Below are 26,589 nucleotides of genomic sequence, written 5' to 3'. Positions count from 1 at the left end.
TCTGTTTTCCATGCACCCTCAACAAATCTCACCAGTCTTGCAGCGTTTCTGGATTCGTCTGGTCTGCATATGAAATGCGTCCGCTGCGCTCCCAAAGACTGGATTAATTTTCTGCGTTAGAAACATGACGGCGACAAAACTGCTGATCGTCGAAGACAACGAGCGCGTAGCGCTATTCCTAAAAAAAGGACTCTCTGAGTCAGGATACGAGGTCCATCACGCCGACAACGGTCGTGACGGGATGCTGCTTGCCGCAAGCACACCTTACGAAGCCATCATCATGGACCGCATGCTTCCGGGAGGCATCGACGGGCTGAGTATCATTGAAGCTCTTCGCAAAACGGGCAATAACGTTCCGATCTTGATTCTCAGCGCCATGGCAGAGGTCGATGATCGGATTAAAGGACTGCAGAGCGGCGGAGACGATTACCTGATCAAGCCGTTCTCGTTTGGTGAACTACTAGCACGTGTGGAAGCCATCATCCGGAGATCCAGGGAGCTGACCGAGAGGACGTATCTCGTGGTCGGTAACTTGCACATGGACATCATGAAGCACAAGGTCTACCGGGACGGAAAGGCAATATTGCTCCAACCGCGGGAATTTCACCTTCTCGAGTATCTGATGCGTCATGCGAACAAAGTGGTCACGCGCACGATGCTCTTAGAGAATGTTTGGGATTACGATTTTGATCCGCAGACCAACGTGGTCGACGTGCATATCAGCAAATTGCGGCAAAAGCTAGATATCGACTCACTGCCGCCCATGCTCAAGACCATTCGAAACGCCGGCTACATGCTTACCGATGAATAGGCTCTTTAAGTTCTCCGCTCGAACTGTCGCCAGCTGCTACGTCGTATTCAGCCTCTTGGCACTTGCTGCCTTTGCCACACCACTTTGGTATGCATGGCAGGAATTTGTCGAGCAGGACTGGCGCCATATCCTGCACGCGGACAGCGAGAGATTGCAGCGCGTGTATGAAGAAGAAGGAGTTGATGCGTTGAGCAAGCGGATCGATTCCCGGGTTGGGGCGATCCCCGGCGGCTCCGAAGACATTGTTCTGCTGACCGACCAGAACATGCAGCGCTTGGCGGGCAATCTCCCCTCCTGGCCAACTGAAATCAGTACAGTCGCTTCCAGTGGGAGGTTTGTCGTCGACATCAATGGCAGCAATACCCGGATTCTTGCCAGACATCTCATTCTGAATGGCCGATTTCATCTGCTGGTCGCTCACGACATCAACAGATACCGATTACTCGAGAATATGTTCATCGGCGGCCTTGCGGCTTCCGGGGCCATCATTATTCTTCTCGGAATAGTAGGCGGCGTTGCGATTCGACGTAGCCTTCTTGCCAAGGTCAAAGACATCGATCAGGCTGCTACGGCCATCGTGCAGGGAGATTTCACGCACCGCTTGCCACATCATGGCGGCGAAAGCGAACTGGCAAGCCTGGCCAAGACCGCGAATCTCATGTTGGATCAGATTGAGCAGCTGATGAAAGGGGTCATCAACGCGTCTAACTCGATTGCGCATGATCTACGAACACCATTGGCAGAACTACGTTCCCGCTTGGAAGATCTTGCTCGACAGGAAAAACACTCCGAGGAGATTGAAGGGGCTATCGAAGACGTCGACCGCGTCATCTCAATTTTTAATGCCCTACTGCGGCTAGTCGAAATCGATACTGGTGCTAGAAGAGCGGGCTTCTCCACCATGAATGCAGCGGCGGTCGTTGCGGATGTCTGCGAATTTTACCGGCCACTGGCAGAGTCCACCGGAAAGATTATTGATCATCGCCCCTCTGGTCCACTGCACATAAAAGGCGATGCTTTGCTGTTGGCACAAGCCGTTGCCAATCTGATCGATAACGCTCTGAAATTTATCCCGATTGGCGGGAAGGTAACGCTGAGCTGTGTACAGCTCGACGACGGCCGCCTATTGGTACGTGTGAGCGACAATGGTCCCGGCATTCCTGATACTGAATTGTCCAAAGTGCAGCAACGCTTCTATCGCGGCGATGCGAGCAGATCAACACCAGGCGTCGGCTTGGGCCTCAGCCTGGTGGCGTCTGTCGCTAGACTACATGGTGGTTCCTTGGAACTCTCGAACAACCATCCTGGACTACGGGCCGTCCTGATACTGCGCACTGCCGCGGTATCAGAATAGTCTTTGCCAATATCGGCAAGCCTCACCGATCAATGGCCACGGTACAGCGGGTTGGTGCCCAGGTAGACGGTGGCGTTGGCTCCGTCAAAGCCTTGCGGGGCGATCTTCGAGAACGAGAACGGCTGCATGCCGAAGGTATCGAACTTCCAGGTGAAGCTCTTGCCGTGCGAGACGAACTTCACGACTTCGCCCTGGGCGACGTTGACGTACTTGGTCGAATTGCTCATGGCGATTTCGCGCTCCGGCATCGCGCTATTGGCGGGAGTGCCAAACGGGTCTGCGACTTGAGCCATGGCATTGGCGCCGGCGAAGGACATCAGCAGGGTTGCGGCAATTGCGGCCTTGGAAAAATTGAACTTCATGGTGAACCTCCTTTGGGGTGAAATATCGTTTTGACGATGAGTTCATTGTAGAGAGGCACCAATTACCAAAATCGAACTAAATTATTACGATTGCGTAATAATTTTGGATCCAAAAAAAAGGACGCATAAATGCGTCCTCCCTCTTTAACTCCTCGCGATTTCAGTCGTTCCGTGAAACCACCATATCAAGTGGTTGCATGCTTTCTTTCGCTCGCTCCTTGCTGACCAGCTTGATACTGGGTTCCGTCGAAAAGAAGTGCTCTGCGATTTGATATTCCAAGAATGTCTCCTTCTTCATTCCTACCGAAATAAAGACGTCTTCAGTTTTTTCGGCGGTGATCTTAATCCGGTACACCCCTTGCCGAATCTTGATGCGAGCAAAGCTCTTCGGCCCAAGCTCCGCAAGAAATACATCATTCACAAACAACTTAGCCTTAACGCTACGCTGCTGCGCATATGGCCTCGTTATGTAGAGATAGCCGAATCCCTCCGGCGCCGGCGTCAGCGCCTTGGCCTCATCTTCATGCTCATCGTCATGCACCGGAACCGCGACACAGCGCGCGTGCTGCTGCTGTATCGTGCACGGCACGGTGTCACGTGCGGGGGTCGCACAAGCAGAGATCAAAGTTGCTAATGTGGCTATCAATGATAGTTTGAGCCAACGGCTAGTGTTGATGATCATTTTCGCCCTCCTTACCGATCGGAGAAAAGGTGTGCTGTTCAGCCGCCTGCTCGCATGGCAGGTCTTCCAATTGAATGGTGACGTGATGAATGTCGAATTTTTCAGCTAACAACTTCCGGATCTTTCCGAGTACTTCGATGTTATATGTGCGGGGGTCGTAGACAACGTGAGCAGTCAAACTCACCTTGTCGTTCGAGATGGACCAGATGTGAAGATCGTGAATTGATTGAGCTCCTTCAACTCCCAGGATTGCTTCCTGGATTTCGTCGGGATTCACGTGTGCAGGTGTTGCCTCCAGCAAAACGTTGATACTCTCTTTCAGCAACGTCCATGTACGCGGCAGCACCCACAGACCGATCGCTACGGCGATGACGGTATCTACCCAATCCCAACCGGTGAATCGGATGATCAGCGCACCTGCGATGACACCCACCGATCCCAGCATGTCGCTCCATACTTCCAGATACGCCCCTTTAACGTTCAGGCTTTCATCTTTTCGCGACGTCAACATGCGCATGCTGATCAAATTAATAATCAGCCCCAGAACGGCCACTACAAGCATAGCCCCCGACTGAATCTCGGGAGGTGACGTAAATCTCTTGTATGCCTCGACCAGGATGTAGATTGCCACTGCGAAGAGCATAACCGCATTGAAAAGCGCGGCCAGGATCTCGTAACGTGCATAGCCAAAAGTGCGCTTCGCATCTGCCGGTCGCTTGCCGATCCGGATTGCGAATAGAGCGATCGCCAACGCTGCACTGTCTGTAAGCATGTGTGCAGCGTCGGAGATCAACGCAAGGCTTTGGGTAAGAACACCCGCAACGGCCTCTGCAATCAGAAACGTCGACGTCAGGGCCAGTGCGATCTTCAGCGCCCTTTCATTACCTCCTTGCGGAGGAACGTGCGAATGTCCTTGTCCCATTTTTTCCTCTTAGTTTGCGGTGGAAGAACGTTTTGCCCAGAACTTCCAGAACGGTCGACGTGTGCCGGTTTCTGCCGGGGCCTCATCTTCGTCCTTGTTATGTGCCAACTTATACAGCAGCGGCAACACCAGCAGCGTCAACGCGGTCGAAGACAGAATGCCACCGATAACAACAGTCGCCAGCGGACGTTGCACTTCTGCGCCCGTTCCAGTAGCCAGTGCCATCGGTACAAAGCCCAGCGATGCAACCAGCGCGGTCATCAGCACTGGACGAAGACGCGTCATCGCCCCTTCATGAATGGCCTGATCCAGCGACCGACCTTCTTCACGCAAACTACGAATGAAGGAAATCATCACCAAACCGTTCAGCACCGCCACCCCTGACAACGCGATGAAACCAACTGCTGCCGAAATCGACATCGGAATATCACGCAGCGCCAGAGCAAGAATGCCCCCGGTGAGTGCGAATGGGATACCCGTGAACACCAGCATACCGTCCTTGGCGTTGTTGAACATGACAAACAGCAGCACGAAGACCATCAACAAGGCCACCGGAATCACGATCTGAAGACGCTGCGTAGCAGACTGCAAGTTCTCAAACTGCCCGCCCCAGGTGGTCCAATAGCCAGTGGGGATCTTGACTTGGGCCTGCAGCTGGCGCTCTGCATCTGCAACGAAGCCACCCAGATCTCGGCCACGGACGTTGGCGCTAACCACAATACGGCGCTTACCATCCTCTCGGCTAATCTGGTTCGGTCCCGGGGCGATGTCCAGCGCAGCAACCTCACCCAACGGAACATAGCTGGTCCTGGTGTTTCCGTCCTGCAGCGGCAACGCTATTGGCAACCGGCGGATGGCTTCCAGGTCTGTCCGAGAGTTATCAGGCAGACGGACGACAATACCGAATCGACGGTCGCCCTGGAACAGGGTTCCGGCTTCCTTACCGCCAATGGCCGTGGCAATCGTGTCCTGAATGTCAGAGACATTCAGACCATAACGCGCGGTCTTCTGGCGATCGATGTTGACGGTCAACATCGGCAAGCCGGTCGTTTGCTCGATCTTCACCTCGGTGGCGCCAGGAATCTTCTCTAAGACAGCCGAAATCTTGCCAGCGGTCTCGTTGAGCACGTTCATGTCGTCGCCGAAGATCTTCACCGCCACGTCGCTTCGAACACCCGAGATCAGCTCATTGAAGCGCAGCTGAATTGGCTGCGAGAACTCGTAGTTATTGCCTGGAATCTTCGAAACTTCTTCCTGGATAGCAGTCAGCAGCTCCGCATGCGTTCGCTTCGGCTCAGGCCACTGAGCCTCGGGCTTCAGCATGATGTAACCGTCAGAAATGTTAGGCGGCATCGGATCGGACGCAACTTCCGCCGTACCAGAACGAGCAAAGACTCGCTCCACCTCCGGGAATTTCTTCTTCAGCGTCTTCTCGATCGTCTTTTGCATTTCGATGGACTGCGTCAGACTGGTGCCAGGAATACGGAGTGCCTGAATGGCGATATCACCTTCATTCAGGCTAGGCACGAACTCTGACCCCAGACGGGTAGCCACCACGCCGCAAACGACGATCAGTGCAGCGGCAAAGGTCAGAACCACTGCCTTGTTCTCCATGATGACCTTCAGCATCGGCTCGTACAGCCGCTTCGCCCCCACCATGATGAAGTTCTCTTTTTCAGCGACCTTTTCGCCGATGAACAGAGCGATAGCTGCAGGAATGAAGGTCACCGACAGAATCATTGCGCCGATCAGGGCTGCAACGACCGTAAATGCCATCGGCGTAAACATCTTTCCTTCGACGCCGGTCAGAGCAAACATCGGCAGGTAGACGATCATAATAATGATCTGGCCGAACAGCAGCGGCCGGCGAGCTTCCTTGGCCGCAGCGAAAACTTCATGGAATCGTTCGCTGCGAGTCAATGTGCGACCGTGGTGTTCCTGTGCATGAGCCAGTCGCCGGACGCAGTTCTCCACGATCACGACGGCGCCGTCAATGATGATGCCGAAGTCGAGTGCGCCTAAGCTGAGCAAGTTTGCGCTCACCTTATTGGACACCATACCGGTGAAGGTGAAGAGCATGGCCAACGGAATCACGGTTGCCGTGATGATCGCCGCCCGGATGTTCCCCAGGAAGACAAACAGCACCGCCACCACCAGGAGTGCACCTTCGACCAGGTTCTTCTTCACCGTTGCAATCGCCTTGTCGACCAGAACGGTACGATCGTAGACTGTGACAGCTTCAACGCCTTGGGGCAGCGTACGGTTGATTTCCTGCATCTTCTTGTCGACCGCTTGCGAAACCTTACGGCTGTTCTCGCCGATCAGCATGAAGACAGTACCCAGCACCACCTCACGACCGTTCTCGGTCGCAGCACCCGTACGCAACTCCTTACCGATATCTACGTTGGCGACATCGCGCACACGGATGGGGATACCCTTCACGTTGGAGAGGATGATGTTGCTGATGTCCTCGATAGAGCCCACCTGCCCTGGCGCACGAATCAGATATTGTTCGCCGCGGCGCTCAATATAGCCGGCACCGACGTTGTTGTTATTCTTCTCTACAGCCTTGACGATGCTATCCATTGTCAAGCCATAGGACGCCAGTTTCTCAGCCGAAGGAGCGATCAGATATTCCTTGGCATAGCCACCGATGGTGTTGATTTCGGTGACGCCCGGAACCAAGCGCAACTGGGGCTTGATGACCCAATCTTGGATCTCTCGCAGGTCCGTGGGCGTATAGGGGGTTCCGTCCGCCTTTCGCGCGTCATCCTTGGCCTCAACCGTCCACAGGTAGATTTCGCCAAGACCCGTCGATATAGGCCCCATTCCAGGGTCGATCCCAGCCGGAAGCTGGCTTCTTGCCTGCTGAATGCGTTCGTTAACGAGCTGACGGGCAAAGTAGATGTCGGTGCCGTCTTTGAACACCACGATAACCTGAGACAGGCCGTAGCGCGACATGGAGCGGACCTGCTCCAGATTGGGCAGGCCGGACATTACTGTCTCGATCGGATAGCTAATACGCTGCTCGGTCTCCAATGGAGAATAGCCTGGTGCGGCCGTGTTGATCTGCACCTGCACATTGGTGATATCCGGTACCGCATCGATGGGCAGCTTCTGATAGCTGTACACACCATATGCGCCCATCCCGAGCACCGCGAGCAGGACCAGCCATCGATGCTCGATGGCGAAGCGAATAATTCGTTCAAACATGATTGTCGTCTTTCTCGAAAACGCCAGATTTAATGGCCGTGTTCTGCGGTGCCCTTACCCAACTCAGCCTTAATAGCGAAGCTTCCGGTAGCGGCATATTCGACACCTGCGTCCAGACCGGACTTGATCTCCACGAACTTCCCATTGGAGCGGCCGAGCGTGACCTCCTGCGCTGCGAATCCACCTGGCATGCGCACGAACACGACGCTCTTTTCATCGACGGTCTGGATTGCATCAGCAACCACGGCCACCGGCACTTGGCCTTCGTCCGAAACGACTTCAACGTTCACGAACAGACCTGGACGCCAGCTGTCATCTTTGTTGGGCAGAACGACGTGAGCTTTCGCGGTTCGGCTTTGCTCGCCGATCAGGGATCCAACGTAAGAGATCTTCCCGCTGGTGCTCGAGTCGAAGGCGGTGGCGCGTACAACGACCTTCTCGCCTACGCGCACGATCTGCATGTCCTTGGGCGTAACGATGATCTCTGCCCACACGCTGGAGAGGTCAGAAATCAAGAACGCATTTGCGTCTTCTCGTACCGCTTCACCAAGACCCAGGTGCTTTTCGACCACCGTGCCATCGAAGGGCGCACGAATTTCGTAGCGATTCAAACCACCCGAAGAAGGCGAAGCTCCGATAGCACGAAGTTTTTGCTGCGCGTTGCGCACTGCGACTTCTGCTTCGTGCAGCGTTGTCTGTGCTTGCAGATAGTCTTGTTCAGCAGAGATCTTCTGCTCCCACAGGCCCTTTTCTCGCTGATAAGCGGTCTTTGCCAGGGCGAGGCGCTGTTCAGCGTTCAACAACTCCGAGCGCTGTTCCGAAATAGCGCTACTAATGACGACAGCCAGTACCTGCCCCTTTTTCACCTTCTGGCCGAGGTTCGCAGAAACGGATTCCACGATACCGGCGACTTGGGGGACGACGTGGGCGGTGCGATCTTCGTTGAATCGGATTTCACCCGGCAGCTGCAAACTGCTGTTCATCTTCATCGCGCCGGCCGTCTTTACCTGAATGCCAGCCGATGCCATCTGCTCCTTGTTCAACTCGATCTTCCCCTCCTCTTTGGAAAGGGTGAACTGGTGCGAGCCAGCGGGGGTCGATGCGTCGAACTTAATGTCAAACAGATGCGGCTCTTCGACCGGCGTGGTCGCCTTCAGAGAGTCCTTCTCTACCTGGAATTCCAACTTCTCAGCCGCCTTTCCTGGTCGGGTCAGCGTTGCCGCCAACTTCACGACAGTAGGGGAAAGTGGTGTATCAGATTGATAGGGATAGACCACCAGGGCGCCATCGCTCTCAGACAGCAATACTTCGAAGGATGAAGCGCCTACCTTAAAGAGCGAGCCTCCATGCGGTCCCTTGCTGGGTGCGGCGCTGTGGTGCTCGCCATCGCCATGCTCAGCAGAATCCTTGTGCTCGCTACTTTTGTCTTCGCCATGGTGCTCATTGTCCTTATGGCCACTTTCTTCTTGATGCGCAGACGATTTTTCTCCGCCCCCGCCCGAGCTGCCTCCCTTCATCAGGGTTACGCCGGACAACAGTGCGGCGATGGCGATGATCGCCGCAATGGCGAGCTTTTGCTTCTTGGTCATGTTTAATCTCACTCAGCTGAAGGTGTCTCAGTGCCGGCCAGACGATCCAGGTCGGCGGCTGCTTGGAATGCCGTGGAAAGCGCTTTCCAGTACTGCGCTTTGGCTTGGAAGAAGGTGCGTTGCGCGTCAAGCACGTCCAGGTATCCGAACTTCCCCAGTTCGAAACCTGTTCGTGCTGCCTGATAGGCACTTTGTGCTCCGGGAACAATTTCACCGCGCAGTGCGGCTGCCTCTTCCCTGGCATTGCGCAGGCGCTCGAAGCTCTGTGCGGCCTCGCTCTGCATCTGCACTTCAACGATGGACAGCTCGTCGCGTGCCTTATCAACACGCTTCAGGGCTTCGAGCTCATTGCCCTTGTTGCTGTCGAAGACTGGAATAGGCATGGAGATACCGACCACCCACATATTTCTAGCGGCCGACTCATCACGCTTGTTGCCGAAGGTGAGATTCACATCGGGGATACGCTTGCTACTCTCGATCTTGGCAAGCGCACGGCGACGTTCAACTTCAAGCTGCGCAAGCTTGACCGCGGGACCGATGGCGACCTTTTCGGTCAGTTGGGCGATTGCCGGCAGTTCCGGCAGCGTCTCGACCCCACCGTCCGTGAGCTGGAATTCATTGCCCACAGATCCCCAGAACATCGCCAGTTTTTTCTGGGCCAGAATCAACTCGCTGTCAGCTTGATTGAGCTCGAGCTGCGCGCTGGCTTCGGCCACCTTGGCCTTGGTTTGCTCGACAGGAGAGATCTTCCCGGCCGTCACCCGACGTCCGGCCATATCTGCTGCGGTCTTCGCCAGACCAAGCAGCTCCTTCGCCAGACGCTGGCGCTCCGTGGCCACCATCACGTCGTAGTAAGCGGCAACGACGCCTGCGCGAATCTCGGTGCGTTTGGCCGAGTATCCGAGCAAGGCCATGTCGCGCGCACGTTGGGCCGCTTCGATACGGGCACTGCGCTTATCACCCAATTCGATTGGCTGGTTGATCAGATAGGTCGTAGTCCTGGTGGACTTACGTGTGTCCTCCATCAGAGCCGAGAACTCAGGGTTCGGCCGCGCGCCGGCCTGAATGATGGTCGCCTCTACGGCCTCGATTTCCTTGCGCGCCGCAGCCAGACCCTTGTTCTGATCGAACGCTAAGTTAATAGCTGCTGGGAGCGACAACAACCGCGGCTCTTTCACCAGGGATGAAGCCGTATAGGATTGAATTTGTTCTGTGTTTCCAGGCGCCGTTGATTGCGCGTGGCTAGTGCTGGCTGCAAGAAGCGCCAGCGCCAGCAAAAAGCTGTGCCGATACATCGAATTCTCCAGTGTTAAGAAGGGGAATTCGGCGAGTGCAGTTGTGTGTGGATTGTCCTCGCCGAGTTAAGCGGCGAGCTGCCAATTGGGCTTATCGGGCCCGTCGGCGATATGGGAGGTGGGATGCGGAGAGTAGCCTAAATGCGATTTTTGTTCGACAGCCGGCGGAACAATCACGCTCGAGCTGTAGATCTGCACCGATTTCATGCACGAAAAGTGGCACAGAGAGCAGCCGACGTCGTTGTCGCCCGCCTTAGTTTTTTCAGTACCAGCATGCTTATCGGCCTTCACCGAAGGATGCTCATGATGGCCGATATGGGTCGGCACACGATCATTTTCCCCTTGGCAATACGATGCCATTGCTGCCCAAGTGAGCTGCATCGGCAACAACAAAGCAAGCAAGATAATGAATGAGCGCATGGTCTGAAGGATTATAGCTACCGACCGTCCCGATCGGCAGCTATGAGGTTAATGTGCAACATGGCCATTAATCGGCGGCGATTATGCACCGTTGTACAGCGGCAAGTCAAAGGCCTTGCTTTGGGCCGGGCTGCCGGCGACGTTCGGCTTTTCAGCAGCGGCTTGAACCGGCTTGCCCAGGCGTGCAGCCTCCAGCTCGGCCACCACATCGGCGCGGGTCTTGGTGCTTTCGAACTTGATCACCGGGTAGTTGTTGCGAGCGCTCAGGTTCGCTTGATCGCGTTCGGCTTCGGTCTTAACGGTCGATTGCGCGAAGGCGGACACCGACAAAACGGTAACCATGGCGCCGAAGAGAATTTGGGTTGCTTTCATGTCATTACTCCTAGAATGGTAGTTCAAAAGATCGCCTGATCCAGGCGGTTTCGACCGCCAACTCCTTGTGTGGCGCATCGTTGGAATGAATTCTACGGAGGAGGTCCGAACAGAAAGATTGCTGAGTTATTACAGATTTGTAATGAATGCAGCGGCAGGCTCGGTCAGAATATCGACGTATTCGAGGAACCAAATCATGCACATCTTGCTGGTAGAAGACGAACCAAAATCTGGGGATTACCTACGCCGTGGCCTTACCGAGTCGGGTTTTGTTGTCGACTGGGTGCAATCAGGAATTGACGGCCTGCATAACGCACAGACGCTGGAATACAAGCTCATTATTCTGGACGTGATGTTGCCAGGCATGAACGGCTGGGACATTTTGCGAGAATTGCGCCGCACCCACGATACACCGGTGCTCTTTCTCACTGCTCGCGATGAAATCGAGGATCGCGTGAAGGGCTTAGAACTGGGCGCAGACGACTACCTGGTCAAGCCATTTGCGTTCACGGAGTTGCTCGCAAGGGTACGAACGTTGCTACGCCGCGGCCCGAGCCGTGAATCTGACATCATCGAATATGCCGGCGTGCAGCTGGATGTACTTCGACGCAAAGTTACGCGGGATGGACAGCGAATCGATTTGACCGCTAAAGAATTTGCCTTACTGCACATGCTGATTCGCCGGCCAGGAGAAGTGCTCTCCCGGCCTCAAATAGCCTCGCAAGTCTGGGACATGAACTTCGACAGCGATACCAACGTCGTCGACGTCGCCGTGCGCCGACTACGCGTGAAACTTGACGACGGCTTCGAGAGCAAACTGCTTCATACCGCCTGGGGCATGGGCTACGTGTTTGAGGCGCGAAATTGAACTCCAGAAACCCAGCTTCGATGACATCACGTCTAGTGGCTCTATTTGCACTAGTGGCGATTATCACATTCGCGGCTGTTGGCACTTATCTTTATCACTCGTTATACGTTCAGCTGGAGCGTCGAGACGATGAAGAGCTTATAGGCAAAAGCCGCTCGATTGATCACTTGGTACAAGAAGCAGGCTCAATCGAAAGCATCAGGGGAAATAAGCATGCCATGTTGGATACCATTAGCGGCCACGACCAGCTCTTGGTACTCATCACAGATTCCTCCGGCGCCACCATCTTAAAGAACTATGTTGGCCGATCTGGAGTGGGGACACCACTCTTCAACAGTCTCAAAACAGCTCAAGTCAATGCCCTTCAAAGCATCGACTTAGACGGTGCCAGCGCACGTCTAATCGCCAGTAAGCCCAAGACCAGCGCCGGCGAGGAGACCATAGTGGTGGTGGCGCGCACTGCTTCTGACCGCATGGAACTGCTCTCCGAATATCGTACGGAGGTATGGTACGCAGCGTCGATCGGTACGCTTCTCGCAACTCTCTTGAGCTTCTTCCTTGTTCGCGGCGGACTTCGACCGCTGAGGTTAATGGCCGCACAGACGCATGCGATTTCGGCAAATCGGCTCGACACCAGGCTAGACATCCGCTCGGCCCCCAAGGAACTGCACGACATCGTTGAATCATTCAACGCGATGCTGGATCGCCTACATCGTAGCTTTGAGCAGTTGACGCAGTTCTCGGCAGATCTGGCGCACGATTTACGCACCCCGCTCAACAACCTGATGGTGCAGACGCAAGTCGCTCTGGGTAAGCAACGATCTATTGAAGAGTATCAGGGCCTACTCAGCTCCAACATCGAGGAATATGAGCGCTTGGCGCGGATGATGGAAAGCATGCTGTTCCTGGCGAGGGCAGAAAACGCCCATGTCGCCGTAAAGCCTCAGATGCTCAATGTCGAAGACGAATTGGCCAAGATTGCAGATTACTTCGAGGGCATTGCTGAAGAAGCGAAGGTCCGGATTGTCGTCGGTGGAACAGGAGAGATTTTCGCCGACCCGATGCTTTTGCGCAGGGCAGTTGGCAATCTAATTTCCAATGCAATCCGATACACACCTGAGGAGCGCATTATCCGGGTTGAAGCAACAGACGTAGGTAATGCGACCATCCTGACAGTATCCAATCCTGGAGAGGGAATCCCTCCCGACGTCGTTGGGCGAATCTTCGACCGCTTCTATCGGGCAGATCCGTCACGCAGCAGTGCGAGCGGATCCAGTGGACTCGGGCTGGCGATCGTACGCTCAATCATGACGTTGCACGGCGGCGAAGCAGCCGTCAAGAGCATCCAAGGTGAGCGGACAATCTTCAGCCTTACGTTCTTCAAAGAAGCCAAGATCATGCGCCCCAAAGGCGTCTGACCACTACCATCGGCGAGGCAATGGGCGCTCGCCAACTCCCATCATTCTAGAGAGTAATTTAAGTTGAAACGACTTGGATATCGGCTGCTCCTGGGCATTAGCGGGCTTGCTGCCTTTTGGATGCTAGGCATGATCAGTGCCAACGAATTCGCCAAAAGCACGGTCTTGATGTCCACCAGCCTGCCCGGAATTGCCGGTATATTTATCGCAGTCCCCTATTTCCGTTTGCGCCCGCGGTGGCTGACTGTTGTTAGTCTAGGAATCATTTCTCTATTCTTCTTCGACGCCGCCTTGAAGGGATTCTTGCGCGACTACTTCGGCCTTCGGCCGAATCCGATTCTCGTTTTGCACGCAATTTTCAACACTAATCCCGACGAGACCAACGAGTTCTTCCTGCACAACTGGCGGAAGCTGGCGGAGGCGGGAGGAATCTTTTTGTTCGTCGGCGCTTGGATCTTCTGGTTCGAGAAATGCTTATCCTTCAGGGAAGCACGCTTGCCGTTGAACACGCTACGCAGGTCCGGCTTCATCAGCATAGGGCTTCTACTAACGGCCTTCCTGGCATTGCATTTCAATCCCACGATGGCGAAAGAAAATCCTGCTTTGTTCTGGCCAATTCGATACATGGACTATCGCAGCCAACTAAAGCAGGCACAAGACATGCAGCAAATCGTTGCCCGCAATATGGCACAACGGTCCGAGTGGAAGGTACAGTACACCGGCCCAGCCAAGAACACGGTTGTTTGGCTAATCGGGGAAAGCACGAATCGCAGCAATATGTCGCTATATGGCTATGACCGTAGAACTACCCCTATGCTGGACGCAATGCGAAACCAGCTGATCGTCTTCCAAGATGTGATCTCATCAGAGCCGGCTACCATGTCGTCGCTGATGAAGATGTTCACGCCTGCCGATCTTGTTTCCCCTGACGCGTGGAATAGCAAGCCTGATGTTTTAATGTTAGCCAAGGAGGCTGGTTACAAGACATTCTGGATTTCTAATCAGGTCCCGAATGACGGCTGGCTCGGTCTTGTCTCCGAGCGTGCAGATGAGAAGCTATTCATCAACAAGGGCGCCGGCCGCGGAGAGAACAATTTCGACGGAAACCTATTACCTGGACTTGAAGCCGCACTAACCAATCCGGCCCCCAAGAAGCTCATTGTCGTGCATCTGCTTGGCGCTCACCCCACCTACGACATGCGTTACCCATCGTCATACGCCAAATTCAACGACGTCAATGATGCCGTCGCAGAACAGCTTTCAGCTGCAGGACGCTCAATCTGGATCCGACAGTTGCGCAACGAATATGACAACGCGATCGCCTACAACGACTTCGTCGTGGCAAGCATGATCAAGAGCACCATGGCATCTTCCCCCGGGGCGGCAAGCCTGCTCTTTAGTGCCGACCACGGCCAGGAAGTAGGTCACACGAGAGATCATGCAGGGCAATCGGTCGCGGATCCTTCCGGTTATGAAATCCCCATGCTTCTCTGGACCAGGTCATTCTCAGGAAAGAATGCCGTCGACAAAGCAATTCTAGAAAATCGCCCCTATCAAACGGACCATCTTGAACACACCATCATGGGATTACTCAAGGTCGAATCTCGTTACTACTCGTCGTCTCGGGACATCATGAGTGACGCTTTTGTCAGCGAAGACTTCTCCAACGGACTACGCAGAATAAACGGACGTCCGTATTTGCCACGGACAGTGACGTTCAACCAGCCACCGGCGAAGGCCGGCTCCTAGAGCCGCGAAACGCGTAGCGGACAGAGAACAGCCAGATGGAAAGCATCGTGTCAGTGCCATCAACCAAGCTCGAGATCAAATCTGACAGAAAATTAATAAATGATCTTGGAATCATTCATTTCTGCATTTCTCCAACCTTCTTTATGGTCGATACCGGGGGAGAATCAACATGGAGAAGTCTCGAATTGCCGAGCATTTTCACGCGAGTGCTCAACTCAAGATCGATGCAGTCCAGTCTCTTGAAGGGCCCATTCTCGATGCCATTAAAGCAATATCAGCTACGTTAGCCCGGGGATCGAAAATTCTTTCCTGTGGCAATGGTGGCTCGGCCGCCGATAGTCAGCATTTTGCGGCGGAGCTGGTAGGTCGCTTCGAGCGCGAACGCAAACCTCTTCCTGCCATCTCGCTCACCACTGATACCTCAATCCTGACCGCAATCTGCAACGACTATGGGAATCAGGAAATATTCTCCAAGCAGGTTCAGGCGTTAGGTCGCAGCGGGGACCTCTTGTTGGTCTTTTCTACGTCCGGAAACTCCGAGAACATCCTCGCAGCTGTGCAGGAAGCCCATCAACAGGGGATGCAAGTTGTTGCGCTCACGGGCAAAGGCGGTGGTCAGCTAGGCAGATTGCTCACACCGCTGGACATCCATATCTGCGTTCCACATGAACGCACAGCGCATATTCAAGAGGTGCATCTCACAGCCCTGCATTGCCTATGCGATGGCATAGATAACTTGCTGTTCGGATCTGTCCCAGGTCACGACCACGGAGGTTAAAAGATTACAAACTTGTAATAACTACGCAATCTTTTTCTCGATATTGCCTCGGTAAAATCTATTTCAATACCCCACCGCCACGGGTAATCCACTTGCGACTGAAACAGAAAAATGACTTCATCCCATACTGAGGAAGATCGCGAAGATTTTGAAGGAGACGGAGATCTTTCCGATCTTCTCAACGAATTGCGCGTCCTGTTACCCGCTGCCCAGTTACTGACCGCGTTCCTCATTACGCTGCCATTTAACAGCGGATTCTCACAGATCGTTGAATCAGAAAAGTGGATATTCCTGGCCACATTCTGCTGCTCACTAACTAGCCTAGTTCTGTTTGCCGCCCCGGCAGTGCAGCATCGGATATTACGTCCTCTCCGGGATCGTTCACGCTTCAAGACGCTAGCTTCACGCCAGATGTTATGCGGCGCGGTATCACTCTCGTTTGCGCTCGTCTTAGCGAGCAACCTGGTCGTCTCGCAAGTCTTCGGGCATCTTCGTGGCGTCTGGTTCGCTATGGGGACCGGAGTGTTGATCTTCTCGCTTTGGTGGCTGCTGCCACTCAGATTTCTCCGCGACCTTTCAGGCACTCGCCCGTTAGTCATACGTAATGGGTCTGATATCTAGAAGGCGGGATTTTTCAATGACGTCATGTAAGCCGTTCATTTGGCGTCTTCATTTTATAACGGAGTACACGTGAGTTTTCTTCGCAAAATAATCGGACGCCACCATGGCGAAAAGCGCCGGCATGGCGATACCGGCCACCACGGCAACAACAATCAATATGGCAGTAGCGAACACGGCGGTCACAGCAGGTATAGCCCGCCCCCCACTGGACGCGGGCGGAGTGCCACTCCGATCGGCACTAGCTGCCCGCGGTGCTTCACCGTCAGCAGTCCTGGCGCCAGGTTTTGCCACGAGTGTGGCAGCGGCCTAACAGCCATCGCTTGTACTCAGTGTGGTAGCGGAATGCCGTCTGGCACCAAGTTTTGCGGCCAATGTGGGACCTCTTCCACATAACTGCAGCGTGGAAAGCTCCTCCCTTTTAACGGCTTAGGCCACGAATCACCGCCAAGAGTAATCATGACAACAAAACTACGCCTCGATATTCCCGTTTTGCTCCCAGATGTTGAAGATGCAAACGACGTCTGTGTTCGACGCCTCATCGACGAAATCGGAACACAGGCCGGCGTAGTTAATGTCCATGTCCGTCCGCCTCGTGGTGCCGGAGTGTCACAGCTGTGCGTCCACTATGACACCGCGCAATTGCCCTTTGGTCGCATTCGAGAAATCGTGACCGCTGCAGGTGCAAAGGTTTCTGAACGCTATGCGCACGTAGTCTGGAAGGTCAGCGGAATCAACCATCAACGGCGGGCCCGAACTATTGCGGACCATCTGCAAAAGCTACCTGGTGTGTTAGCCGCAGACGTCGCCACCACGAGCAGCGTACATGTTGATTTTGATCGCCAGCAGTGCGATATACCGAAACTCACGGCTGCATTGAAGAGCCTGGGTGTGAAGATTCTTGATCAAAGTGTTGCGGCCGAAAATTCTCCTCCTGCAGAAGAGCAAGAAGATACACACGATCATCAGCACCCCCATACGGATGACGAAGATGGCGGCGCCCATAAGCACTCGCATGCCCATGGCTCGAGTCACGCCGAACATGGAGGAAAGGATACTGAGCACTCTCATGAACATGGCGGCATGCTTGGCGCCAACACGGAGCTGATCTTTTCGCTCTTATGTGGCGCGCTCCTGGGCATCGGCTGGGTCATTGAAAGATTCGTTGCTGGCATGCCGGCCTGGCTTCCCATGGCGTGCTTCATTTCGGCATATTTCTTCGGTGGCTTCTACACTGTCCGGGAAGCCGTCGACAATATTCGGCTTAAGCGTTTCGAAATCGATACGCTGATGCTGGTCGCTGCGGCCGGTGCCGCAGCGTTGGGATCGTGGGCAGAGGGCGCGCTTCTGCTGTTCCTGTTCAGCCTGGGGCATGCACTAGAACACTACGCCATGGGTAGGGCAAAGCGCGCGATCGAAGCCCTGGCCAAGTTGGCCCCCGAAGTAGCCTCCGTACGTAGAGACGGGCAGATTACGGAAATCCGGGTCGAGGAGCTGCGAGTCGGCGACGTTGTGTTGGTGCGCCCGAACGAGCGCCTGCCAGCAGACGGATTTATCGTTGTTGGCAACTCCGCGATTAACCAAGCCCCAGTTACCGGGGAGAGCATCCCCGTCGATAAGCGCCCAGTCGACGACGTCGACTTGGCCCGCGCCCGACCAGATGGAGTGCCGAGCGACTCCAAGGCGTTCGCAGGCACAATCAACGGCGCCGGCGCCATTGAGATCGAGGTAACACGTCGCTCCAGTGAATCTGCGCTGGCCAGAGTGGTCAAGATGGTGAGTGAGGCAGAAACACGAAAGTCGGCTACGCAACGCTTCACCGACAAGTTCGAGCGTGTCTTTGTCCCGGCCGTTCTTGCCCTGGCATTCCTTCTGCTGTTCGCATGGGTCGTCGTCGACGAGCCCTTCCGGGATAGTTTCTATCGCGCGATGGCGGTTCTGGTCGCAGCAAGCCCGTGCGCGCTCGCCATTGCCACTCCTAGCGCCGTGTTGTCAGGCATTGCTCGTGCTGCACGCAGCGGCGTTCTCATCAAAGGCGGCGCACCACTTGAAGAACTTGGTTCCCTCAGCGCCATCGCATTTGATAAAACGGGCACCCTGACCGAAGGGCGGCCTCGCATCACCGATGTCATACCGGCCGAAGGAATTGCAGTCGAAGAACTCCTCAATGTTGCGCTGGCGGTCGAATCGCAGAGCGACCACCCTCTTGCAACGGCGATCACCCGAGACGCGAAGAAACATTTGGGCTCTTCTCAGAATCCACCAAATGCGCTGGACATTAAAAGCCTGACTGGCCGCGGGGTTACCGCAACCATCGCCGGCGAGACGGTTTGGATTGGCAAGCTGGAGATGTTCGGCAGCGACGACGTCCCCGCCTTAGATACAGCAACCATATCCGCTGTTGAGAAACTGCGTGAAAACGGCAGGACCACGATGGTAGTACGGCATGGTCAGCGCGATCTGGGGACAATCGGACTGATGGATACGCCACGGGCCGATGCCAAGGGAGCACTGCAGGAGCTGCGTGAGATTGGGATTACCCGAATGATCATGATCTCCGGAGACCACCAAAAGGTTGCCGATGCAGTAGCCAGCGAAGTCGGCCTCGACGAGGCCTGGGGCAATCTGATGCCTGAAGATAAGGTTGAAGCCATTCGTAAACTTCGCCAAACAACCAAGGTTGCAATGGTTGGTGATGGAGTCAATGATGCTCCGGCTATGGCTAATTCAACGGTGGGCATTGCCATGGGCGCTGCTGGCTCGGACGTCGCCCTGGAGACTGCCGATGTGGCATTGATGGCAGATGACCTGAAGAATCTTCCTTTCGCTGTCGACTTGAGCCGGCATACTCGAAGTGTCATCCGGCAAAACGTCTTCATCAGCCTGGGCGTCGTTGCGTTCCTGGTACCAGCAACCATTTTCGGCTTAAGTATTGGTGTTGCAGTGGCGATGCATGAGGGCTCCACTTTGATCGTCGTCTTTAATGCCCTGCGATTGCTCGCTTATTCAAAAAGAAGCCCGCAAGTGCGGGCATGAGTGTTTTGAGGTTAGATGACAGGCAGCAGAAGTAGTCGGCCGGCTCATTCGCAGCAGATATCTGCCCCCTCATGGGGAACCAACCAATCACACTGCTTCAAGAGACGCTTCTGAACACCTTTGGTGAAATTCCCCCAAACTTGCCCATGACAAGGATTAGCTTGTTCCGTTGGTGACTCTGGAACTGGATCATAGCCAATCTGAAATCCTGCCGCGCGAAGCTGATGCGCTTGAAAACGAACTGAGGCGATCCATCGGGGTGTTGTCACATAATCGGCAGGGACCTGACCAGCTTCCAGAATAAGCTGCTCCAGATCTACCGACATTCCTCCATTTTCGCCGCTTGACGCGCTCAAGGTACTGGTGGAGAGGCGCCGACCAGAACGTGCTTTCGGATCGGTAACGACAAACTCCTCGTGAACCCGGCGAATGATACCGGAGTCATTCAAAATCTCTGGGTGATCATGTGGAATGACTTTCCCTTGATCGTCACGCAGCGGCGGCGTTAGCGGCAATCTCTTCCCCCGTCGTCATCAGGTTCGTAATCCAGCGGCTAACCTCAATGAAATCATTGGTGAGGTTCATTTCAAATCCATCTTCATCATCACCTTGGATGCATCGCCAAGCGTGGACGTCATTGGGGCCGCGAACGTGGAGCTCGATATCGCCAGTTTCAGTGTGCCATTCAATCTGCAAGTCTCCATTCCGACCAGGCACGATTTGGGGCGTAGGGGAGTCCGACGGACAGATCTTTTCAAGCATTCGGAGTGCGAAACTGGCGTTGTCAAACGACACCGGCTCCGCACGATAACCATCCCATCCGTGCTCAAGACGAATGAGTTTTTCCAGCCTGTCGCTCACCATCGGACGCCACTCGTATTCAAGTTCGGCGACAATGGCCCGTGTCGGCACTCCAGGCAAATTGCGGACATTGCGTGACGAGGCAGGTAACGTCCCAGCAATCGGATAGGCAAAGAAAAACGAGTTGTTAGCAAATTGCATTACTTTTTCCCCCAGTATTCGTGAGCGGCCGTTGTAGTTATTTCAGCAAATCGCGTCACAATCCTCAATCGGCCGGCATTCAAAAACGCAAGGACATCAGGCAGATTAGGCGTCTTGGGAATTCCTCTAAATGTAATTCCCAGATTCATCATTTGCTGTCCAGATTTTTGGCCGATACTGATCTCGTACGTAAGCCTAGCTTGCGGTCGCTGCTCATCGTCCAAGATGGTTTCCCTCAAAACCATCGATACGTCATTAGGAGAAATGCTCTGGAAATTTACGAAATTCAGCCAGTGCTGCGGCGTTGGAAGAGCTTCTGTGAAAACAATGTGGTTTATATATGAAACCTCACATTGGTTTATCAAGAGCTGCTGTCCACTCAACGTAGTCATGAATTCCTGCAGCTTGCCTAGCTCATCGCCAAATCGATCAATGACCGACTCGAAACGTGGATATTCATTGGTTTCATCGCCGATCTTGCGCCAGTTATGCAGCAGCTTATCTTCTTGAAACTGCAGTAGTTCCTCCCCTTTGGAGGTCAAGAACCAAAATCTGTCGTGCATAGCACCGGAAAAAAAACCAAATCCTGGTGGCGGCGGAAATATTTGCTGCTGGAGACCAAAGGTTTCGAAGGCAGGAGGAAGGGCCGGCTGCTCTTGGACTACAGGATATTGATCCTTGAACAGTTGCCATACTTGACCAGCATAGATCTGTTGATAGCCCTTGGGCCGCGAAAATTGAACCCCCATCACCACTTCGTTGAGTGGTGGATTCAAGAAATCTGGCAAACCGTCTGGCCTTGCTACGGACATGGACAAAGATGTCTTCCGGTGAGATTAATATTGGTTTTATTCTGGCTTGGCCTTTGCAGGTACGGCCGTACGACAAAAAATTATAGCAGTTCTACTATTTTGCAATACTAGGAAGATTACTAGGTAATGCAAAAAATCAACTATTAATTTTCAAAGCAGATTACCGAATTGCAATTCTTTATTGCATCAAGTGGAGCCTGAGTTTGCGGCGCGTTGATTTTCTCGCAGAATTGCCCCTCTCTATTTGACCCACCTTCCATTGCATCCCGAAGGCTGCCACGCAGTCATAAGACCCTTCATATCCCAACTCTCTTAAGTTCATCGTCTCTGCTTGCGCGATTTGACTGCCTCAGCGCTGCGCCAGGCTGAAAGTCGAGGCGCGAAGTCATCCCAGGCGCTGGATGATTTCCTAGAGGGGTAGGACTGCTCGATCGCTCTAGATCGGATATAGCGACCAACCGTGTTTCGGGAGATGTCCAGCCAGCGGGAGATTTTCCTGATCGAGATGCGATCTCGGATGTACCAGCGTCGAATAATTCCAAGTAGGGCCACGTCTATTACTCCGTTCTCCCGCTCGCTGTGATGAGCAAGATTGTGGTCTAAACATGGGGCAACTTAGGATGCATATTTCCGGGGAAAGTGGGTCGTTTTTCGATGCAACTCAACACCCTCTAAAAAAACGGTGTTGCCCGCTAAGGCAACACCGTATCAAGTACTGCTCCTCTCAAGACCATCTACACGTCACATTTAGAACTTGTGACGGAGACCCACGCGAATTACGTTTTGAGTCGAGTCGTCCATCGGCGCGATGTTGCCGGCGCCGTTCAACACGCCAGGATTGGTCACGTTGGAAGCGCGCAGGTTGCTCCACAGCGCGTATACGTCGGTGCGCTTGGACAGGAAGTAGTCCACGCCCAAGTTGAACTGGGTGACCTTGCCCGAATTCGACAGGGTGCTACCGGCTGCGCGGTTGAAATCCATGCGGTTATAGATCACGCTGGCCAGCAGATGCAGGTTTTGATTCAGCGTGTAATCCACACCGATGTCGAAAATGTTGGCCCTGCGAGCGGCGCCGACAGATGGCAACGCAGCGGCGGAGTTACCTAAAGCTTGGCGCTTACCTTGCGACCAGGCGCCATACAGCTTTGCCGGACCAAACTGGTAGCTGGTACCGATGGTGAAAGTCTTGACGTCGGTGTTGCCAGGCTGGAAGCCGTTCGACGCGTTGGTCAGCTTCGACTGGTAATAGCCAGCTCCGACGCCGAAAGCACCGTTGCTGTAATTACCACCGATGCCGTAGGCTTGGCCAGCCGACGTTTGACCTGCTTGCTCACCGAAAGCGTAGTACAGACTGCCGGTGAAGCCGCTCAGGTTGGCGGTATCGAAGCGGACGGAGTTATCGTTACGACCAGTCGAGGTGCGGTCCAGGTTGTCGGCGTGCGCGCCCTTCTGGCCGTTTTGACCGAAGGATTGAGCCGAAGTGTATCTGGAGCCAATCTCGTCCAGGAAGTCAGCTTGACGGCCCACGGTGACAGTACCGAAGGAGCCTTGCAGACCGACGACCGACTTACGATCAAACAGGCGAGTCGAGTCACCCATGCCGCCAGTGTCAGCATTGAAACCGTTCTCCAGCACGAACAACGCTTTCAGACCGCCGCCCAGATCTTCCACGCCCTTGAAACCGATGCGCGAGCTGGACAAGCTACCCGATTCGAGGCCGAAGCGCGAACCATTGCTGGTGCCAGCGGCATTTTTGACGTTCGAGCTGTACGACAGGCTAGTATCAACGATACCGTAGATGGTGACGCTGCTTTGTGCGTGTGCGACGGATGCACCCAGGCCGAGGAGGGCAAGTGCGATAACCTTCTTATTCATATAACTCCCGATAGTTAAAAATCGTGATCGCGAGCAAGTCGTGCCCGCTGATCACCACAATCAGGCACTGAGTATCCCCGCCCACGCAAGGACACTTCGTGCCGGATATTTCTGGCGTAGCGCTACTTATCTCGTAGCGTTTTGGCCTTCAGGAGTTATTCAGCAGAACTATTTTCTTATGGAAGCGTTACTTTGCGGCAGTCATTTGTTGTGACGACTTACGGCTAGATTTTTTCGCTAGCTTAAAGATACGCTCAATCAAATAAAGGCCTATTAAGTTATGGCTACATACATAAAAAACATAATCCTATGAATACCCCTGAAAGTTTGAAAATAAAAAGGGCGAGTTGGCCCCGGGCCCTGGTTGAGGGCCCTGTACATCCGGCCGCAATGAAGGGACGTGTGCGTCCCTGCGCTGGATGGCGCATTCATCAAGGCCGAAATTCGATGGCGATTTTTTCGCGGCGATGTCACCCGGACGCCGCGTTGTGTACAAGGCTCTTTGGCCCATTGAAACGGCCGCGCATGCTGGTGCGCGCGGACCGTAGACAGCCGTCATGCAGCAGTCAGCTATTTGTCAGCTTCTGCACGCAGCGGAATATACGTGTTAATTTTTACTTACGTGTTACATGAATGCATTTTTTCTCATCGCAGCGCAGATGCATGTCGCATCGGTTCACGACGGATGCGATCTTCCGGCCGCCCGCGCCGCGCCGGCGATGAGGTAGAATCTGCCGTTCAGTCAGCCAGACATCCGCACGGATCGCGGCGCCAATCGGCGCCTCCCGCGCCACCGGGTCTGCCAGCCGCCTCATCTCCCCCCTTCCTGCAGCCAGGCCGAATCCGGCTTATGCTTGAACCACGCCCGCTTGCGGGGATCCGATGATGAGATCCAGTCCTGGCGGCGTTGGCCGCCAGCAGCGGCCGTGCCGCCAAACCCGATGAACCTGCCATGAATACCGTGACCGAACGCCCCGCCCTGCTCTCCGAGCGCCTGAAGAACGAGACCGGGGAGCTGCACGAGCTGATGCATTCCCTGATGGAGCGCGCCCAGCCCTTCGCCAGCCGCGCCAACTACGCCCGCTTCGTGGCGGCGCAATATCATTTCCAGCGCGACGTCGAGCACCTGTTCGCCGATCCGTCCATCCGCGACGCCGTGCCCGACCTGCAGGTGCGCGGCCGCGAGGCGGCGGCGCTGGCCGACCTGGCCGACCTGGCCGACCTGGGCGCGTCGGCCGGCGAAGAAGCCATCGCCAGCCAGGGCGTGGCCATGCCCGAGGCGCTGGGCTGGCTCTATGTGTCGGAAGGCTCGACGCTGGGCGCGGCCTTCCTGCTCAAGGAGGTGAAGGAAAAACTGGGCCTGTCCGAAACCTACGGCGCGCGCAACCTGGCCGCCTACCCGGAAGGACGCGCAATCGTCTGGCGCCGGTTCGTCAGCTTCCTCGACCGGCCGTCGCTGCCGCAGAGCGAGCACGAGGCCGTGCTGGCCGGCGCCGCAGCGGCCTATGGTCGCTTCGGCGACCTGCTCAGGCGCTACTTCGCGCTGAACTGAGGCCCTTTGCAGCGGCACGCGGCATGGATATGCAGGCCTCTCCCGATGACCACGCGGGCGCCGAAGGCGCCCCACCTTCGCAACTGGCCCCGGCGCGCACGCGCTGGCTGTGGCTGGCGCTGGCCTACCTCAGCCTGGGCGTAGGCATCGTCGCCGTCTTCATCCCCGGCATTCCGACCACGGAGTTCATCCTGCTGTCGGCCTGGGCCGCGGGCAAGGGATCGCCGCGCCTGCAGCGCTGGCTCGAACACCATCCGGTGTTCGGCGTGATGATCCACAACTGGCGCAACGGCCGCGTGGTGGCGCGACGCGCCAAGATCAGCGCCTCGCTGATGATGAGCCTGTGCCTGGTGATCATGCTGCTGACGGTGAAACATCGCTGGATCATCGTGCTGGCCGCGCTGGGCATGGCGGCGGGCGCGATGTGGATGTGGTCGCGGCCGGAGCGCGTGCAAGACGTCAAAGCGAGGGAAGACGCGGCGAAGTAGGCGCCCGCTTTCGCTACCACGACAAAGGGCCGCATGCTGCATGCGGCCCTTTTGTTTTGATCCGGTCCGGTGCTCGCGGCCTTGTCCGCGGCCCGCCGCTTCAACGCCGCCGGATTCCGATTCCGGAACGTAGCGACGACGCCGGCTTGCCCCCTCGATTGGTTGTCATCCCGGCGTGTTCGTCATCCCTGACTGCCACCCACAATAAAAAGGGCCTGCGCCGTCGAAACAGCCCAGGCCCCTTGTTGCGCCATCGGCGATCAGGTGATCGAGGACGACACCTTCCACAGGTCGACATCGCCATCGGTGGCGTGGCTGTCGATCTGTTGGAGCTCCTCGGCCGTGAAGTCGGCCTTCTTCAGCGCGTCCAGCGAATCGTCCAGCTGCTCGACGGTGCGCGCGCCGATCAGCGCCGAGGTCACGCGCGCATCGCGCAGCACCCAGGCGATCGCCATCTGCGCCAGGGTCTGGCCGCGCTTCTTTGCGATCTCGTTGAGTGCGCGGATGCGCGCCAGGTTCTCCGGCGACAGCATGCGCTGCGGCAGCGAGGGGGCGCGGGTGACGCGCGCGCCTTCGGGCACGCCGTCCAGGTACTTGGAGGTCAACAGGCCCTGGGCCAGCGGCGAGAAGCCGATGCAGCCCACGCCCAGCTCTTCCAGCGCCGGCAGCAGGCCGCTTTCGATGCTGCGGTTGAGCATCGAGTAGTTGGGCTGGTGGATCAGCAGCGGCACGCCTTCGCTCTTGAGGATGGCGGCGGCCTTGCGGGTCAGCTCCGGCGAATAGGACGAGATGCCCACATACAGCGCCTTGCCCTGGCGATGCAGCTGCGCCAGCGCGCCCATGGTTTCTTCCAGCGGCGTGTCGGCGTCGACGCGGTGCGAATAGAAGATGTCGACATAGTCCAGGCCCATGCGGCGCAGGCTCTGCTCGCAGCTGGCGATCAAGTGCTTGCGCGCGCCGCTGGGGCCGCCGTAGGGACCGGGCCACATCTGCCAGCCGGCCTTGCTGGAGATCACCAGCTCATCGCGATAGGCGGCGAAATCCTTGGCCAGCCAGCGGCCGAAGTTTTCTTCGGCCGAGCCGGCCGGCGGGCCGTAGTTGTTGGCCAGGTCGAAGTGGGTGACGCCGCGGTCGAAGGCCCGGCGCAGCACGGCGCGACCGATCTCGAAATTGTCGGCGCCGCCGAAGTTCTGCCACAGGCCCAGCGAGATGGCCGGCAGCAGCAGGCCGCTCCTGCCGGTGCGGCGGTAGGGCATCTTGCCATCGTAGCGGGACGGATCGGCGATATAGGTCATGGGTGTCCTTGTTCTTGGTTGTGGGTCGATGGCGAACCATCGGAGGGGAGCCCGCAAAGTCTACGCCGCAGACTCTGC

The 26,589-nt window shown here is 55.6% G+C and carries 24 protein-coding genes; 11 read left to right on the top strand and 13 right to left on the bottom strand.

Annotation, left to right across the window (positions count from 1 at the left end; genetic code table 11):
• Window positions 1–124: 124 nt before the first annotated feature.
• Window positions 125–811 (top strand): response regulator transcription factor, encoded by a 687-nt coding sequence (locus CEJ42_RS14830; RefSeq protein WP_088751596.1) that lies wholly within the window; start codon window positions 125–127, stop codon window positions 809–811.
• Window positions 804–2,165: a sensor histidine kinase gene (locus CEJ42_RS14825; RefSeq protein ID WP_088751595.1), complete on the top strand. Its 1,362-nt coding sequence runs from the start codon at window positions 804–806 to the stop codon at window positions 2,163–2,165. Before CEJ42_RS14830 ends, CEJ42_RS14825 begins: the two co-directional genes overlap by 8 nt.
• 29 nt (window positions 2,166–2,194) lie before the next feature.
• Here CEJ42_RS14825 and CEJ42_RS14820 read toward each other — a convergent pair whose 3' ends face one another.
• From CEJ42_RS14820 to CEJ42_RS14785, 8 genes are all read right to left on the bottom strand, one after another.
• Window positions 2,195–2,527: a CzcE family metal-binding protein gene (locus CEJ42_RS14820; RefSeq protein ID WP_088751594.1), complete on the bottom strand. Its 333-nt coding sequence runs from the start codon at window positions 2,525–2,527 to the stop codon at window positions 2,195–2,197.
• A gap of 160 nt (window positions 2,528–2,687) precedes the next feature.
• On the bottom strand, window positions 2,688–3,209 hold the full coding sequence (locus tag CEJ42_RS14815) for a DUF2846 domain-containing protein (protein WP_129587733.1): 522 nt from the start codon (window positions 3,207–3,209) through the stop codon (window positions 2,688–2,690).
• Window positions 3,193–4,131 carry a cation diffusion facilitator family transporter gene (locus CEJ42_RS14810; RefSeq protein ID WP_088751592.1) on the bottom strand — a complete coding sequence of 313 codons (939 nt, stop codon included), beginning with the start codon at window positions 4,129–4,131 and terminating at the stop codon, window positions 3,193–3,195. The genes CEJ42_RS14815 and CEJ42_RS14810 overlap by 17 nt, the downstream gene beginning before the upstream one ends.
• A 9-nt stretch (window positions 4,132–4,140) precedes the next feature.
• Window positions 4,141–7,344: a CusA/CzcA family heavy metal efflux RND transporter gene (locus CEJ42_RS14805; protein ID WP_088751591.1), complete on the bottom strand. Its 3,204-nt coding sequence runs from the start codon at window positions 7,342–7,344 to the stop codon at window positions 4,141–4,143.
• A 29-nt stretch (window positions 7,345–7,373) separates the two neighbouring features.
• Entirely contained in the window at window positions 7,374–8,933 is a 1,560-nt protein-coding gene (locus CEJ42_RS14800) for an efflux RND transporter periplasmic adaptor subunit (protein WP_165774442.1), read from the bottom strand.
• A gap of 8 nt (window positions 8,934–8,941) precedes the next feature.
• Window positions 8,942–10,228, bottom strand: a complete 1,287-nt coding sequence (locus CEJ42_RS14795) for a TolC family protein (RefSeq protein WP_088751590.1) — start codon at window positions 10,226–10,228, stop codon at window positions 8,942–8,944.
• A gap of 66 nt (window positions 10,229–10,294) precedes the next feature.
• Window positions 10,295–10,648: a cobalt transporter gene (locus CEJ42_RS14790; protein WP_088751589.1), complete on the bottom strand. Its 354-nt coding sequence runs from the start codon at window positions 10,646–10,648 to the stop codon at window positions 10,295–10,297.
• Window positions 10,649–10,729: 81 nt separating this feature from the next.
• A complete protein-coding gene (locus tag CEJ42_RS14785; RefSeq protein WP_050470719.1) occupies window positions 10,730–11,020 on the bottom strand; it encodes a DUF4148 domain-containing protein in 291 nt (96 codons plus the stop codon).
• A 196-nt stretch (window positions 11,021–11,216) separates the two neighbouring features.
• Here CEJ42_RS14785 and CEJ42_RS14780 point away from each other — a divergent pair, with 196 nt between their 5' ends.
• From CEJ42_RS14780 to CEJ42_RS14750, 7 genes are all read left to right on the top strand, one after another.
• Window positions 11,217–11,888 carry a heavy metal response regulator transcription factor gene (locus tag CEJ42_RS14780; RefSeq protein WP_050470583.1) on the top strand — a complete coding sequence of 224 codons (672 nt, stop codon included), beginning with the start codon at window positions 11,217–11,219 and terminating at the stop codon, window positions 11,886–11,888.
• Window positions 11,885–13,306 carry a heavy metal sensor histidine kinase gene (locus tag CEJ42_RS14775; RefSeq protein WP_243397868.1) on the top strand — a complete coding sequence of 474 codons (1,422 nt, stop codon included), beginning with the start codon at window positions 11,885–11,887 and terminating at the stop codon, window positions 13,304–13,306. Before CEJ42_RS14780 ends, CEJ42_RS14775 begins: the two co-directional genes overlap by 4 nt.
• 129 nt (window positions 13,307–13,435) lie before the next feature.
• A complete protein-coding gene (locus CEJ42_RS14770) occupies window positions 13,436–15,055 on the top strand; it encodes a phosphoethanolamine transferase (RefSeq protein ID WP_231602649.1) in 1,620 nt (539 codons plus the stop codon).
• A gap of 169 nt (window positions 15,056–15,224) precedes the next feature.
• Window positions 15,225–15,833 carry a phosphoheptose isomerase gene (locus CEJ42_RS14765; RefSeq protein WP_088751586.1) on the top strand — a complete coding sequence of 203 codons (609 nt, stop codon included), beginning with the start codon at window positions 15,225–15,227 and terminating at the stop codon, window positions 15,831–15,833.
• A 111-nt stretch (window positions 15,834–15,944) separates the two neighbouring features.
• On the top strand, window positions 15,945–16,454 hold the full coding sequence (locus tag CEJ42_RS25255) for a DUF6328 family protein (RefSeq protein WP_050470579.1): 510 nt from the start codon (window positions 15,945–15,947) through the stop codon (window positions 16,452–16,454).
• Window positions 16,455–16,523: 69 nt separating this feature from the next.
• Window positions 16,524–16,847 (top strand): zinc ribbon domain-containing protein, encoded by a 324-nt coding sequence (locus CEJ42_RS25435; protein WP_165774441.1) that lies wholly within the window; start codon window positions 16,524–16,526, stop codon window positions 16,845–16,847.
• A 63-nt stretch (window positions 16,848–16,910) separates the two neighbouring features.
• Window positions 16,911–19,487 (top strand): heavy metal translocating P-type ATPase, encoded by a 2,577-nt coding sequence (locus CEJ42_RS14750; protein WP_088751585.1) that lies wholly within the window; start codon window positions 16,911–16,913, stop codon window positions 19,485–19,487.
• 44 nt (window positions 19,488–19,531) lie between these two features.
• Here CEJ42_RS14750 and CEJ42_RS24590 read toward each other — a convergent pair whose 3' ends face one another.
• The 4 genes from CEJ42_RS24590 to CEJ42_RS14735 all read right to left on the bottom strand — a co-directional run bounded on the left by CEJ42_RS24590 (window position 19,532) and on the right by CEJ42_RS14735 (window position 23,176).
• Window positions 19,532–20,002 carry a hypothetical protein gene (locus CEJ42_RS24590; RefSeq protein WP_129587732.1) on the bottom strand — a complete coding sequence of 157 codons (471 nt, stop codon included), beginning with the start codon at window positions 20,000–20,002 and terminating at the stop codon, window positions 19,532–19,534.
• A complete protein-coding gene (locus tag CEJ42_RS14745) occupies window positions 19,977–20,489 on the bottom strand; it encodes a hypothetical protein (protein WP_088751584.1) in 513 nt (170 codons plus the stop codon). The genes CEJ42_RS24590 and CEJ42_RS14745 overlap by 26 nt, the downstream gene beginning before the upstream one ends.
• Window positions 20,489–21,301: a TIGR04255 family protein gene (locus CEJ42_RS14740; RefSeq protein ID WP_088751583.1), complete on the bottom strand. Its 813-nt coding sequence runs from the start codon at window positions 21,299–21,301 to the stop codon at window positions 20,489–20,491. The genes CEJ42_RS14745 and CEJ42_RS14740 overlap by 1 nt, the downstream gene beginning before the upstream one ends.
• 747 nt (window positions 21,302–22,048) lie before the next feature.
• Window positions 22,049–23,176 (bottom strand): porin, encoded by a 1,128-nt coding sequence (locus tag CEJ42_RS14735; protein ID WP_088751582.1) that lies wholly within the window; start codon window positions 23,174–23,176, stop codon window positions 22,049–22,051.
• Between the two features lie 952 nt (window positions 23,177–24,128).
• Between CEJ42_RS14735 and CEJ42_RS14730 the strand changes: the two genes are divergently transcribed.
• A complete protein-coding gene (locus CEJ42_RS14730; protein ID WP_088751581.1) occupies window positions 24,129–24,728 on the top strand; it encodes a biliverdin-producing heme oxygenase in 600 nt (199 codons plus the stop codon).
• A gap of 23 nt (window positions 24,729–24,751) precedes the next feature.
• Window positions 24,752–25,216, top strand: coding sequence for a YbaN family protein (locus tag CEJ42_RS14725; protein ID WP_088751580.1), 465 nt, complete (start codon window positions 24,752–24,754; stop codon window positions 25,214–25,216).
• 260 nt (window positions 25,217–25,476) lie between these two features.
• Here CEJ42_RS14725 and mgrA read toward each other — a convergent pair whose 3' ends face one another.
• On the bottom strand, window positions 25,477–26,511 hold the full coding sequence (mgrA, locus tag CEJ42_RS14720; RefSeq protein ID WP_088751579.1) for an L-glyceraldehyde 3-phosphate reductase: 1,035 nt from the start codon (window positions 26,509–26,511) through the stop codon (window positions 25,477–25,479).
• Window positions 26,512–26,589 lie beyond the last annotated feature (78 nt).

It is taken from the genome of Herbaspirillum robiniae, from assembly GCF_002213415.1.
Taxonomy (GTDB): Bacteria; Pseudomonadota; Gammaproteobacteria; order Burkholderiales; family Burkholderiaceae_D; genus Herbaspirillum; species Herbaspirillum robiniae.
This window is presented reverse-complemented; position numbering and strand designations above follow the sequence as displayed.